Below are 13,333 nucleotides of genomic sequence, written 5' to 3'. Positions count from 1 at the left end.
AACGACCCCGCGCCGAAGCCTTCCGTGCCGGCCCCGGCTACGGCAGCGCCTGCTCCGTCCAGATCGTCTTGCCCTGCGGCGTGTAGCGCGTGCCCCAGCGCTGCGCGACCTGCGCCACCAGGAACAGGCCGCGCCCGCCCTCGTCGGTGTGGCGCGCCCGCCGCATGCGCGGGGAGGTGTTGCCGGCGTCGGACACCTCGCAGGTGAGGATGCGGTCATGGATCAGCCGCAGCGAGATGGGGCCGTGCGCGTGCCGCATCGCGTTGGTGATCAGCTCACTGACGATCAGCTCCGTGGTGAAGGCGAGATCGGCGAGGCCCCACCGGGTCAGCTGCGCCATCGCCAGGCGTCTGGCTTCCGCCACGGCCGACGGAGTGGACGGGACGTCCCAGGAGGCCACCCGGTCGGGGCTCAGGGTGCGGGTCCGCACGACGAGGAAGGCCACGTCGTCCCAGGGGCGGTCGGGCAGCAGGGTGCGCACCATGGTCTCGCAGATCTCCTCCAGCGGCCGGTCGGGATGCGCCAGCGCGAACGACAGCCGCTCCAGCCCCGTGTCCACGTCGTGGTCGTGCGCCTCGATCAGCCCGTCGGTGAAGAAGGCGAGGACGCTCCCCTCCTCCAGCTCGATCTCGACCGACTCGAACGGCAGGCCCCCGAGGCCGAGCGGGGGACCGGCGGGGACGTCGAGGAACCCGACGGGTTCCCGCAGGTGCGCGATCCCCGGGCTGGGGTGCCCGGCGCGGGCCAGGCACAGCTTGTGCACGATGGGGTCGTACACCGCGTACACGCACGTGGCGCCGACCACCACCGGGCCCTCTGCGCTCGCCTCGGCCTCCTCGGCCAGCCGCAGGACGAGGTCGTCGACGTGCGCCAGCAGTTCCTCGGGAGGCAGGTCCATGTCGGCGAGCGTCTGCACGGCCGCACGCAGCCTCCCCATGCTGGCCGCCGCGTGGATGCCGTGCCCCACGACGTCCCCCACCACCAGGGCGACCCGCGCTCCGGACAGCGGGATCACGTCGAACCAGTCCCCGCCCACGCCGGCCTCCGCGTCCGCCGGAAGATAGCGGTACGCCACCTCGACAGCCGTGTGCTGGGGCAGCACCGGGGGCAGCAGACTGGTCTGGAGCGCCAGCGCCGCGCTGTGCTCACGGGCGAACCGCCTGGCGTTGTCCACGCACACCGCCGCCCGGGCTGACAACTCCTCGACGAGGAGCAGATCGTCCTCGTCGAACGGATCGGGGTTCTCCCAGCGCAGCAGGGTCACCACCCCCGCCGTCACGCCCCGCGCCCGCAGCGGCACCACCATGTGGGAGTGCACGCCTATCCGCAAGAACGGGCTCCGCCGCAGCGGATCGTCGCTCAGCCAGCCCGTCGAAGGCGTCACCGCCGCCGTCCGCACCGATCTGCCCGACGCCAGGCACCGGCTCTGGGGCGACCGCGCCGGATACCGGGTCGCGGCGCCGACGTCTACGACCACCTCCGGATGATCGGCGCGGATCGACAGGTGAGCGGCGCGGATCAGACCGGCCCGACCGCCCCGGTCACCGGGCGGCCCGGGCTCCCGCCCGTCCCGGACGCCGTCGAGGAGGTCCACCGCCGCGAAGTCGGCGACCCGGGGCACCAGGATCTCCGCCAGTTCCGCGACGGTGCGCTCCAGGTCCAGGGTGCTTCCGATGTGTTCGCTGGCCTCGTTCACCAGCAGCAGTCGCTGACGCGCGCGGTCCTGGTCGTCGAAGTCCACCGCGCTCTGGCACACCCCGACGGTGGTGCCGGACCCGTCGCGCAGCGGCACGGACGAACGCAGCCTCAGGCACCCCGGGAGCGGCCGCCGGGACCCGGGCGACGGCGTCACATGCTCGAAGGACGACACGGTCTCACCCGCGGTCAGCGCCTGCCTGGCCTGCCGCTCCACGGCCGGCGCCAACTGCCCGCCGACGTCGGCCGCCGGACGGGGCGCGAGCCCCTGCTCCGACGGCTGGACCTCCTCCATGCCGGCCAGCAGGCCGTTCACCCAACGGCAGCGCAACTGCGTGTCGAGCACGGCCACCCCGATCGGGGAACCGTGCAGCAGACCGTGTACCGCCGCCTGGCGGAGATCCCACTGACGCTGACTCGCGGCGGCGCACGCCGCGACGAGCCAGCCGTCCCGCCCGCCGTCCGCGGGCAGGGCGCGGACCTGGAGCGCGAGTTCCACCTGGTGGCCCGCGCGGTGACGCACCGAGACCTTTCCCGCCCAGTGGCCGTCCGCCGGCCGTCCGCGCCGCCGGGCGGCGGACGCGGCGTAGTCGTCGAGCAGGGACAGCACCGGGCGGTTCAGCACGTCGGCCGGCGTATGACCGAGCAGGTCCTCAGCCGCCGAACTCCAGTACTCGACGCAGCCGTCCGCGTCCACGACCGCCAGCGCGACACTCGACAGGCCGAGCGGATCGCCCCAGCCGCCGTCGGAGGGCACGCTCAAAGCACCCATGTCCCGGTCCCATCCACAGACAGGCCCCTGTCCCCAGACTCTCACACCGACGCCGCACAGGACGCCCGAGACCGGGCGGGCAGCGGGGTCCCGGCCCCGGGGGGAACGGCCCGCCGGCACAGGGTTTCAGGAGCGCCCGGCGTCCAGTCCCAGGACGAGGCGCAGGGTGTCGGTGAGCACCGCCGTGGGGACCGAAGGATCGGCCACCCGCTGCACCCCGAGTCCGATGCCGAGGCTCAGCAGCATCGTGGCCGCCCGGTCGGCGGGCATGGCCAGCCGGACGCCGGCCTCCTCGGCCAGCGCTTCGAGCAGCTGGGCCAGCATCTCGCGGATCACGCCGACGCGGGCCGTCATCTCCCCCCGGAGCTCGTCGTCGTGACGCGCCCGGGTGAGGAACTCGACCTCGAACGTCGTCCACGCCTCGTCGCCGATATGCGCTTCGCCCCAGGCCGTGAACGCGGCGAGACGGCTCTCCACCGCCCCCTCGCCCATCACGGAGTCGGTGAGGAGGGCCAGCTGCTCGGCGCGGATGTCGTCGAGGACGGCGAGGCAGAGGCGGTCCTTGTTGCGGAAGTTGGAGTACACCGCGCCCTTGGAATAGCCGGCCGTCTCCGCGACGTCGCTGAGCGAGGTGGCCGCGTACCCCTTGCGCAGGAACAGCGTGCGCGCGGTCGCGACGAGCCGCTCGCGCGTCAGCTCCTGACTCTCGACGCGGCTGAGGCGGGCCATGTGCTGTGTCCTTCTCCCGTTGGTCCGTTCCGCGCGGCTTCCCGGGAAGCCTCTCCGACTGGCTCACGGATTCTATCTCCGCGCGCTCTGTCGCCCCCTTTCGAATACCGCTAGTATCCGGATCTCGCCGGTATCCCACCGGTGTCTTCCCGGTGCCGGCAGGTGTCGCACCGGTGCGCCATCGGCATCCCGACCGAAGAACCGAAGAGCGGAGCGGCCAGTGACCCCACCCTCCCGAGGCCTGGTACTGGGCTGCGGCGGCACCCTCGGCACCGCCTGGACCGTCGCCGCTCTGCACTCGCTGCGGCAGGCCACCGCATGGGACCCCCGCGACGCCGACGTCCTGGTGGGCACCTCGGCCGGCGCGGAACTCGCGGCCCTGCTGGGCGCAGGCGTCGGCGTCGACGAACTCCTCGCCGCGCAGCTGGCGCCCCGGCAGGCAACGACTGCCCCGTCGCGACGCCCGGCACGCACCGGCATTCACCGGACGCCGCTCCTTCACGGGCAGACGTCGCCTGCCGCGGCACCAGTCACCGCCTCGGCCTGGCCCGAACTGGCACGGCACTTCGCCCACCCGCCCCGCCGGACACCACCACGGCCCGCACTCATGCTCGGAGCGCCCCGGCTCGCCGTACACGCCCTCGCCGGCGCCGTGCCCGCCCTGACCGGCCTGTCCGGCCTGCTGCCCCGAGGGCGCGGCGACGCGGCCCGGCTGGCCGCCCTCGCCGACCGCCTCGCCCCCGACGGCGCATGGGTGAGCCACCCCGCGACCTGGCTGGCGGCGACCGACCTCGACACCGGCCGCCGCACTCTCTTCGGTCACCCCGACGCCCCGAAGGCCGCCCTGCGCGACGCGCTCCGCGCCTCCTGGGCCATCCCCGGCTGGTTCCCCCCGGTGCGCGTCGACGGCCGCCTCTACGCCGACGGCGGCATCAGCTCACCCACCTCCGCGGACCTGCTGGCCGACCGCGGACTCGACGAGGTGTACATCGTCGCGCCGATGAGTTCGGCCGCTCCGGGCCGCCGCACCGGACTCGGCCGGGCGGAGGCCGTGCTGCGCCGCGTCATGACCGGCGTGCTGAACGCCGAATGCGCCGCACTGCGAGCCGCCGGCACCCGCGTGATCCGCCTCGAACCCACCGCCGCCGACCTGGACATCATGGGCGGCAACTTCATGGACGCCCGGCGCCGCCCCGCGGTGCTGGAGACAGCGCTGCGCACGACGCGAGCGGCGGTCCGCGACGCCCTTACGGCAACACCCGTACCACGCGCCTGAGTTACGCCACCTTCCCCGTCGCCCCGCCACAGGAGCCCTCGACATGCCTCGACCCGACGACGCCCAGGACACCCGTCCGCCCCCCGAACCCCTCGACGTGGAGGCGCTGATCATAGGCAGCGGCATCAGCGGCATCGGAGCCGCCGTGGCACTGCGCCGGGCGGGCGTACGCGACCTCGTGCTCCTGGAGAAGGCGGACCGACTCGGCGGCACCTGGCGGGACAACACCTACCCGGGCTGTGCCTGCGACGTGCCGTCCGCCCTGTACTCCTACTCCTTCGCGCCCAACCCCGAATGGACGCGCGCCTTCGCCGGCCAGGCCGAGATCCGCGCCTACCTCACCGACACCGCGTCCCGGTACGGGATCACGCCCCTCATCCACTTCGGCGCCGAGGTCACCCGGGCGCAGTGGCGGCCGGACGAAGCCCGTTGGCACGTCGACACCGGCCGGGGCCGGTACACCGCCCGCTTCCTCATCTCCGCCGCGGGCCCCTGGCACGAGCCGCTCACCCCCGACATCCCGGGCCTCGCCGACTTCCCCGGCCCCGTGTTCCACTCCTCCCGCTGGCGCCACGACCACCCCCTCGACGGCGCGCGGGTGGCGGTCGTGGGCAGCGGGGCGTCAGCCGTGCAGTTCGTCCCGGAGATCCAGCCCCGGGTGAGCCGACTGCACCTGTTCCAGCGCACAGCCCAATGGGTGCTGCCCAAGCCCGACCACCACGTCCCGCGCGTCGAGCGCCGGCTCATGCGACGTTTCCCCGCGGCCCAACGCGCCCTGCGCAACGCCGAGTACGCGGCGCTGGAAACTCTGGGCGTCGGATTCCGCCACCCCTCCCTCCTGCGCGCGGTGCAGAGGATCGGCAGCCTGCATCTGCGGGCGACGGTCAAGGACCCCGCACTGCGGCGGGCGTTGACCCCCGACCACACCCTGGGCTGCAAGCGCCTGCTGCTGTCCAACTCGTACTATCCGGCGCTGACCCGGCCCAACGTCACCGTGCACCCCACCGCGGTCGACAGCGTCCGAGGCAACCGGGTCGTCGGCGCGGACGGCAGCACCGCCGAGGTCGACACCGTCATCCTCGGCACCGGCTTCCACATCCTCGACATGCCCATCGCCACCCGCGTGTTCGACGCCGACGGCGCCAGCCTCGACGACCACTGGAAGGGCAGCCCCGACGCCTATCTGGGCACCGCCGTCAGCGGATTCCCCAACGCGTTCGTCCTCCTCGGCCCGCACCTGGGCACCGGGCACTCCTCGGCGTTCATGGTGCTCGAAGCCCAACTCGCCTATGTGGCAGCGGCGGTGCGCCGTTTCCGGTCGGCGGGCTGGACGAGCATGGACGTACGCCCCGAAGTCCAGGCCGCCTTCCGCGCCGAGGTCCAGGAGGCACTGCCCTCCACCGTCTACAACGCGGGCGGCTGCTCCAGTTACTACCTTGACGCGCACGGCGTGAACAGCTTCAGCTGGCCCTGGTCGACCGGGCGTATGCGCCGGCGCCTCGACCGGTTCGACGCGGAGGCCTACACGACCACCTCCTGACCACCGTCGCCCGGCTCGCTATTTCAGCGTGCGCCGTTCTCTAAGGTGTGCCGTATGACCCTGGAACCCAAAATGATCACTGTCGACTGTGCCGACCCCCGTGCGCTGGCCGCCTGGTGGGCCGAAGCCCTGGACGCGAAGATCGCCCAGGACTTCGGCGGGGAGTTCGTCATCGTCGGCGCGGAGCCGCTCGCCCTCGGCTTCCAGAAGGTGCCCGAGCCCAGAGCGGGCAAGAACCGGCTCCACGTCGACTTCCACACCGAGGACCGGCGGGCCGAGGTGGAGCGCCTGACAGCGCTGGGCGCCACGGAGGTCGGCGAGCACTCCGTGGGCCCCCTGACCTGGACCGTCCTCCAGGACCCGGAGGGCAACGAGTTCTGCGTCGCGGGCTGACGCCGGCAGCCCGAACATGGGTATCGTGCCCGATGCCGCGCCGCACCGTCGCGTGCGAGGGTGGAGTCACCCCCGCCACCGGTCCCCGGAAGGAGGAGGCATGTCCCACCCCGGCGCCCACTCCCCGCACGAGCTCGAACCACCGAGTCCGCCCGGCGGCCCCCCGTTGCCGCGCGGGCTCGACACGGAACACACCCGTCCACCGCGCCCGCTGCGGCGATCGCGACGGCGCGGCCCGGCCTGGGCCCTGCTGGCCTTCGCCGCGGTGACGCTGGTCGCAGGCGTTGCGTTGCCGCAGGGCCTGCTCCTCGCCACGGGACTGGTCACGGCCGGCATGGCGACACATCTCCTCACCGCGCCGTCGCCCCGCGTCCCGGACCGCCACACTGTGCCGTTACCGGCGCCGGCCCGGCCCGGCGACGACCGTCACCACCGCTGACGGGCACTCAGCCCACTGAGCCCACAAGGCACATGACCAAGATCCCCGACCCGCAGGAGGACGCATCCACTTCCGCTCACCACCGCACGTCATGCCCGCCCCGCTGTGGAAGGCGGTGACCCGTGGGACATGCTGACACCCTGCTCGCCATGGGCGGCGCCTTCCTGGCCGCCGCCGTCCTCGCCCGCCTCGGCAGCCGGATCGGCCTGCCGACCATCCCCCTGTTCATGCTCGCCGGCATCCTGCTCGGCCCCCACACCCCCGGCCTGGTCCTCGTCGAGGACCCGCACGACTTCGAGATGCTCTCCGCGCTCGGGCTGGTGCTGCTGCTGTTCTACCTGGGTCTGGAGTTCCACCTCGACGACCTCCGGCGCGGCGGACGGCGTCTGTCGGCCGTCGGCGGCGTCTACCTGCTGCTGAACGTCGGCGCGGGCCTGGGTTTCGGGTTCGCCCTGGGCTGGGGAGCACGCGAGACCCTGGTCCTCTCCGGCGTCCTCGGCATCTCCTCCTCCGCGATCGTCACCAAGATCCTCGTCGACCTCGGCCGGCTCAGCCGCCCCGAGACCCGGCTCATCCTGGGCGTCACCGTCGTGGAGGACATCTTCCTCGCCCTGTACCTCGCCGCCCTCCAGCCCGTCATCAGCGGCGCCCACGGCATCACGGAGACGGTCCTCCAGGCGGCCAAGGCGTTCGCGTTCCTGATGGCGCTGGCCGTCGCCGCACGCTACGGCACCCGTCTGATCGGGCGTCTGATCGCCGTACGCGACAACGAACTGCTGGTCATCAGCTTCCTCGGCGCGGCCATCCTCGTCGCCGGGGTCTCCGAGGTCCTCGGTGTGGTCGACGCCATCGGCGCCTTCATGGTCGGCCTCATCCTCGCCGGAACCCCCTCCGGGCCACGGATCCGCGAACTGGTGCATCCCCTGCGGGACGCCTTCGCCGCGATCTTCTTCTTCGCGTTCGGTCTCGCCATCAACCCCGCCGACCTCGTCACCGTCGCCGGGCCCGTGACCGCCGCGGTGGCCCTGACCATCGCCATGAACGTCGGCGCGGGACTCTTCGCGGCCCGCCTGTACGGCTACGGCGCCCAGCCCACCGCCAACATCGCCACCACCCTCCTGGGCCGCGGCGAGTTCGCGCTGATCCTGGCCTCCATGGCCGCCGGCGCGGGACTCGACGACCGGCTGGCTCCGTTCATCGCCAGCTACGTCCTTCTGCTCGCCGTCCTCAGTCCCATCGCCGCCGCCCGCGCGCACCTGCTGGCCCGCGCGCTCCAGGCCGTGTCGGCGATGCCGCCGGGGGACCGGGAGCGCGAGCGGCAGCGGTCGGGGGACGACGCCCCACCGCCCCCGGAGCCCGACGCGAACCCGGACCCGCGACCGGATTCGGCGGCCGACGACCTCTCCCGGGCAGGTTCCGGGGCGAGGTGAAGCGGCGCGGCTCCCCGTCGGGCGGCACAGTTGAGGAGGGAGCATCCCGACGGCGGGGCCGGTGACCAGGGCCGCCCGTCCGTACGCGAAGGAGGTCGCCATGACGGCTCCGCGACCGCAGGACGAGGCTCGGGCCGGCACAGGCGGCCGATACGGAGAGGACCTGTTCGAGCCGGAGCACCCCGGCGAGGCCGAGCGGATCGACACGGCCGCGCTGGTCTACGACCCCGTCACCGTCCGCCGCCTGCGGGCCCTGGGCGCGGGCCCGGGCCTGCGCTGCCTGGAGGTCGGCGCCGGGACGGGAACGGTGGCGCGCTGGCTGGTGGAGGAGGCGGGCGTAGAGGAGGTGGTCGCCCTGGACAGGGACACCAGCGCCCTGTCCCACCTCGAAGGCCCCCGGCTGCGCGCGGTCGCCGCCGACCTCACGGACGAGAGTCTGCGTCCGGGCGGCTTCGACCTGATCCACGCCCGGTTCGTCCTGATGCACCTGCCCGGACGGCGCCGGCTGATCTCGCGTCTCGCCGGCTGGCTGAACCCGGGCGGCCGGCTGGTGCTCGGCGACGCGGTGGACGTGCCCGACATCCTGGACGGCTCCTCCGCCTACCGGCGCACCATGGACGCCATGTGGCGGGTGCTGAAGGAGACGATCGGCACCGACATCACCTCCGTGCCAGCGTACCCGCACTTCCTCAGGGAGGAGGGACTGCGCGACGTCGGCGCGGAGCTGTACTGCCCGCCCCTGGTCACGGGCGGCCCCGCGGCCCGTTTCTGGTCGGAGACCTGGAGCCGGATGCGACCCGAACTGGAGGGGGCCGGCCAGGACACCGCCGACGCCCTCGACGAGGCGCTGGCCTATCTGGCCGCACCGGAACTCGCCGAACTGGGACCGGGCATGGCGATGGCATGGGGACGGCGGCGCTGATCGGGACACGTCACCCGGTCAGCTCGTAGACGCTTTTCCCGATCAGCCACAGGCCGAGCACGAGGCTGCCCAGGACGACGGCCCGCTCCTCGCGGCGCTCCATCCAGGCGCGCAGGGCGAGGAGCCGGCGCTGCGCGGAGGCCGGCGCGCACACCACGTAGAACTGGGCGGCGAGCAGACTGGCCGTGGCCAGCACGCAGAAGGTGACGAGCACCAGCCAGGTCGAGGAGTGGGAGGTGTCCGCCTCCACGACGGTCACCGAGCCCGCCGCCACCAGCCCCCACGGCTGGAGAAGCACCGCCAGCCCGGCCGCCGTGGCGATCGAGCCGCGCTCCTGACGCGCGTCGCCGGGGGAGCGGGCCCGTCCCGAGCGCGACGGATCCGACCGGGCGGGTGAGCCGTGCCGGGCAGCGTCACGGCGGTGCCGGTACGCCCCGTACACCACCAGCCCGACGCCGATCGCGAGCTTCGCCGCCAGGGCCGCCGTGGACGGCGGCGATCTCGGCGGAGGCGGCCGGCCACCGGTCAGCGACAGCACCGCGGTGATCACCACGACGAAGCACGCCAGCCACCCCAGGACGAAGGCGAACCCCCTCCACACACCCCGTGGCGACGCCACGACCAGCACGAAGGCCATCAGGGGAAGCGGGTCGAGGGTGATGGCCAAGGCGATGAGCAGCAGGTCCAAGACCATGGCGGGATCCCGTCGTGCAGCGACGCGTCGAGCCTATGCACGGAGATCGATCAACGCATCTCCGCCGTGCCGCCGTGCCGCCGTGCCGCCGTGCCCCGACGGGCGAGCCGCCGGGTGCCGACCAGGGCCGCTTCCCGCACCCTGGTCACAGGAAGGAGCGAGCCGATGGAGACTTCCGGCACGCGCCGCCGAGCGCCCCGCGTGCTGCGCCCGTCCTGGTGGCGGCTGCGGACCGCGGAGCTGGCAGCCCGGGCCGAGGCCGTCCACAGGCGCCTCGAGATCCGGCTGCCGGTGATCACGCGCCTGGTGGACCGGATGGCGGCGGTGAACATCTTCGATTCCGCCACCCGCCTCGCCGCCCAGTGTTTCCTCACCGCCGTGCCGCTGCTCTTCGTCCTCGGCGCGTACGCCCCGACGGCGCTGCAGGAGCAGCTCGTGGCGTCGGTGAGCGACGCCTTCGGCCTGACCGGTGAGGCGAAGGCGCAGCTGGAGCACGCCTTCCGGCCCCCGGACGACGAACTCCAGCAGGCCACCGGCATCATCGGGGGACTGATGGTGCTGATCTCGGCGACCGCCGTGAGCCGTGCGATGCAGCGGCTGTGCAGACGGGCGTGGGCGATCCCCCGGTCCGAGGCGCGCGTCGCTCCCTGGCGCTGGCTCGCCTGGATCGTTCTCTGGGTCGGCTTCCTGCTGGTCCAGGGACCGCTGCGGGACGGCTTCGGCCTCGGAATGTGGCTGGGCGTCCCCCTCGTTCTTCTGACGCAGACGGCGCTGTGGTGGTGGACGCAGCACCTTCTGATGGGCTCGGTCGTCTCCTGGGCCCCTCTCCTGCCGGGCGCGGTGCTCACGGCGGTGTCGGTCACCGCGCTGTCGCTGGCCGCGGGGATCTACATGCCCCGGGCGCTCAACCGGGCTCTCGCCGACTACGGTTCCGCCGGCTCGGTGTTCGTCCTGCTCTCCTGGCTGATCGTGGTGTGCGTCGCCATCGCCGTCGGCGTCACCACGGGCGCCGTCCTCAGCCGCGAACCCTTCCTGGCGCACCGCCTCGCTCCCCGGGCATGACCGCGGCCGAAGCCGCCCCCACAGGTCCCCCCGTCCAGGGCCGGACGGCCCTGCCCCGCACCGGGCCGTCGTCCTACCGTGGAGAGGTGATCGTCCGGTCCGAGGGAAAGTCCGAGAAAGGGGAGCACGTGGAGATCGCCGCGTACGGAGTCCTCACGGACGAGGAGCCGCTGCTGCGGCAGGCGTTCGACGGCGACCTCGCCGACCGCCACGAGCTGCGCTGCCTGAAGCTGTTCCTCAACCGGGACACCGTCCCGACCGCCGCCGGCCACGAGGTCGTGCTCAGCAGCGTCAACTGCACCCTGGACGCCGAGGTGCTGCGCTCGCTCGCCGAGGGCGGCACCCGGATGATCGCCCAGAGGGCCACCGGCCACAACAACATCGACCTGACCGCGGCCCGCGCACTCGGGCTGACGGTGGCCCGGGTGTCGTCGTACTCGCCTTACTCCGTCGCCGAGTTCGCCTGGGCGCTCGCCCTCGCCGTGGACCGGCGCATCGTGCGGGCCGCCCACCGCACCCGGGAGTTCGACTTCCGGCTCGACGGCTTGATGGGCCGCGATCTGCACGGCAGGACCGTCGGCGTGGTGGGCACCGGGAAGATCGGCACCGCGTTCGCCCGGATCGCCCACGGCTTCGGCATGCGGCTGCTGGGCTGGGACGTCGCCGAGAACCCCGACTGCGCGGCCCTCGGCATGCGGTACGTCGAGCGGGAGCGTCTGTTCGCCGAGGCGGACCTGGTCAGCCTGCACGTGCCGCTGCTGCCGGACACGCACCACCTGATCGACGCCAAGGCCCTCGACCTCATGAAGGACGACGCGATCCTCGTCAACTCGAGCCGCGGGGGTCTGGTGGACACCGACGCGCTGCTGGAGACGCTGCGCGCGGGACGACTGAGCGGCGTGGGCCTGGACGTGTACGAGGAGGAGGCGGGGGTGTTCTTCCTCGACAAGTCCCTGGAGGTGATGACCGACGAGCGGCTGGCGAGGCTGATGACCTTCAACAACGTCCTGATCACGTCCCACCAGGCCTACTTCACCCGCGACGCTGTGTTCCAGATCGCGGAGACGACCGCGGACAACGTCAGGGCCTACCTGACGGACCGGCCCAGCGACAACACACTCACCCGGCCGCCCTTCGGCTGAGGCCTGCCCGGCGGACGGTCCCCGAGCACACGCCGCGCAGCCGCCGTGGAGCTGCCGCAGAGAGAAGGGGGTTTCCTCACCGGCCCACCGGCAACCCGGCCCGGGACCGTCGGCGCCCGTCCCCGACCACAGGGCGCCGACGGCGAACACCTCCTGGCCGCCGCCCTTCCCCTCCGCGTCACCACAGAAGGAGGACGCCATGGCCGAGAGACCACTCGACGAGAAGACGATCAGCACCCTGGTGGCGGCCGCCACCACCGCCCCCTCCATGCACAACGCACAGCCGTGGCGCTTTCGCTACCTCGCCGGTGAGCGGGTACTGCTGCTGCGCGGCGACCCCGAGCGGGCCATGACCCGCTCGGACCCCGGCGACCGGGCGCTGCACATCGGCTGCGGGGCCGCCCTGTTCAACCTGCGCGTCGCCGCCGCGGACGCGCACCTCATCCCCGGGACGACTCTTCTGCCCGATCCCCGAGACCCACGGCTCCTGGCCGCCGTCCACCTCGCCGACGCGCCCGAGGACACACGGGACGAGGAACTGGCGCCGCTGTACCCGGCGATCCGGGAGCGGCACACCAGCCGTCACCCCTTCGCCGACAGGGACATCCCCGACGAGGTACGCACCGCCCTTCGGGAGGCCGCCGTGAGCGAGGGCGCCACGTTGGTGTTCCCCGGCCCGTGGCACTCCGAGACCGTCCTCGGCCTGGTCCGCGACGCGGAGAGCCGCGACGCCCTGGACCCGGACGCCGAGGAGGACCTGGTCCGCTGGACCCGGCTCGGCACGGACGCGGACGCCGCTGTCGACGGGGTCCCCGAGTACGCCTTCGGCCCCCGCAAGTGGGACGGCAAGGCCCCCGTACGCGACTTCTCCGCCCACCGCCGGGTCGCCGACCGTGGCGCCACCACGTTCGAGCACACCCCGCACCTCGCCCTGCTGAGCACCCCCGGCGACGCACCCGCGGACTGGCTGCGAGCCGGCCAGGCCCTGGAGCGCGTCCTGCTGACGGCCACCCGGGCGGACCTGGCCACCTCGCTGACCTCGCACGCCCTGGAGACCCCAGACCTGCGCCTGCTGACCCGCGACCCGCTCTCGGGCGCCGGTCAGGTGCAGATGGTCCTGCGTCTCGGATACGGCCCTCGGGGCCCGGCCACACCCCGCCGGCCCGTCCGGGACGTCCTGGAGTTCACCTGAAGAGAGCGGAACGAATGACTCCGGCAGTAAGGTCCTATTGTTCTAGC

At 73.1% G+C, this 13,333-nt stretch carries 12 protein-coding genes; 9 read left to right on the top strand and 3 right to left on the bottom strand.

Features of this window, described 5'->3' with window-relative positions; translation table 11 throughout:
• Window positions 1–37: 37 nt before the first annotated feature.
• Together ACIRS4_RS00930 and ACIRS4_RS00925 are read right to left on the bottom strand one after the other, a co-directional pair.
• Window positions 38–2,467 (bottom strand): SpoIIE family protein phosphatase, encoded by a 2,430-nt coding sequence (locus ACIRS4_RS00930; protein ID WP_404188050.1) that lies wholly within the window; start codon window positions 2,465–2,467, stop codon window positions 38–40.
• A 126-nt stretch (window positions 2,468–2,593) separates the two neighbouring features.
• Entirely contained in the window at window positions 2,594–3,196 is a 603-nt protein-coding gene (locus tag ACIRS4_RS00925; RefSeq protein ID WP_404188048.1) for a TetR/AcrR family transcriptional regulator, read from the bottom strand.
• Window positions 3,197–3,416: 220 nt separating this feature from the next.
• Here ACIRS4_RS00925 and ACIRS4_RS00920 point away from each other — a divergent pair, with 220 nt between their 5' ends.
• From ACIRS4_RS00920 to ACIRS4_RS00895, 6 genes are all read left to right on the top strand, one after another.
• On the top strand, window positions 3,417–4,472 hold the full coding sequence (locus ACIRS4_RS00920; protein ID WP_404188045.1) for a patatin-like phospholipase family protein: 1,056 nt from the start codon (window positions 3,417–3,419) through the stop codon (window positions 4,470–4,472).
• 43 nt (window positions 4,473–4,515) lie between these two features.
• Entirely contained in the window at window positions 4,516–6,012 is a 1,497-nt protein-coding gene (locus tag ACIRS4_RS00915) for a flavin-containing monooxygenase (RefSeq protein WP_404188042.1), read from the top strand.
• Between the two features lie 54 nt (window positions 6,013–6,066).
• Window positions 6,067–6,405, top strand: coding sequence for a VOC family protein (locus ACIRS4_RS00910; RefSeq protein WP_404188039.1), 339 nt, complete (start codon window positions 6,067–6,069; stop codon window positions 6,403–6,405).
• A gap of 100 nt (window positions 6,406–6,505) precedes the next feature.
• Complete coding sequence (locus ACIRS4_RS00905; RefSeq protein WP_404188037.1) at window positions 6,506–6,844, top strand: hypothetical protein; 339 nt, start codon at window positions 6,506–6,508, stop codon at window positions 6,842–6,844.
• 122 nt (window positions 6,845–6,966) lie between these two features.
• The gene (locus ACIRS4_RS00900; RefSeq protein ID WP_404188034.1) at window positions 6,967–8,274 is read left to right on the top strand and encodes a cation:proton antiporter; all 1,308 of its coding nucleotides are present in this window, start codon (window positions 6,967–6,969) and stop codon (window positions 8,272–8,274) included.
• Window positions 8,275–8,374: 100 nt separating this feature from the next.
• A complete protein-coding gene (locus ACIRS4_RS00895; protein ID WP_404188031.1) occupies window positions 8,375–9,196 on the top strand; it encodes a methyltransferase in 822 nt (273 codons plus the stop codon).
• A 10-nt stretch (window positions 9,197–9,206) separates the two neighbouring features.
• On the opposite strand, the gene ACIRS4_RS00890 is transcribed toward ACIRS4_RS00895, so the two are convergent.
• On the bottom strand, window positions 9,207–9,890 hold the full coding sequence (locus ACIRS4_RS00890; protein WP_404188029.1) for a GAP family protein: 684 nt from the start codon (window positions 9,888–9,890) through the stop codon (window positions 9,207–9,209).
• Window positions 9,891–10,055: 165 nt separating this feature from the next.
• Between ACIRS4_RS00890 and ACIRS4_RS00885 the strand changes: the two genes are divergently transcribed.
• From ACIRS4_RS00885 to ACIRS4_RS00875, 3 genes are all read left to right on the top strand, one after another.
• Window positions 10,056–10,952: a YhjD/YihY/BrkB family envelope integrity protein gene (locus ACIRS4_RS00885; protein WP_404188027.1), complete on the top strand. Its 897-nt coding sequence runs from the start codon at window positions 10,056–10,058 to the stop codon at window positions 10,950–10,952.
• 128 nt (window positions 10,953–11,080) lie between these two features.
• Window positions 11,081–12,094: a 2-hydroxyacid dehydrogenase gene (locus ACIRS4_RS00880; protein WP_404189727.1), complete on the top strand. Its 1,014-nt coding sequence runs from the start codon at window positions 11,081–11,083 to the stop codon at window positions 12,092–12,094.
• A 199-nt stretch (window positions 12,095–12,293) separates the two neighbouring features.
• Window positions 12,294–13,286 carry an Acg family FMN-binding oxidoreductase gene (locus tag ACIRS4_RS00875; RefSeq protein WP_404188025.1) on the top strand — a complete coding sequence of 331 codons (993 nt, stop codon included), beginning with the start codon at window positions 12,294–12,296 and terminating at the stop codon, window positions 13,284–13,286.
• The last annotated feature ends 47 nt before the right edge of the window (window positions 13,287–13,333 follow it).

The organism is Streptomyces sp. NPDC101166 (genome assembly GCF_044768125.1).
Taxonomy (GTDB): Bacteria; Actinomycetota; Actinomycetes; order Streptomycetales; family Streptomycetaceae; genus Streptomyces.
The sequence above is the reverse complement of the archived record's forward strand: the minus strand, read 5'-3'. Positions and strand labels throughout refer to the sequence as shown.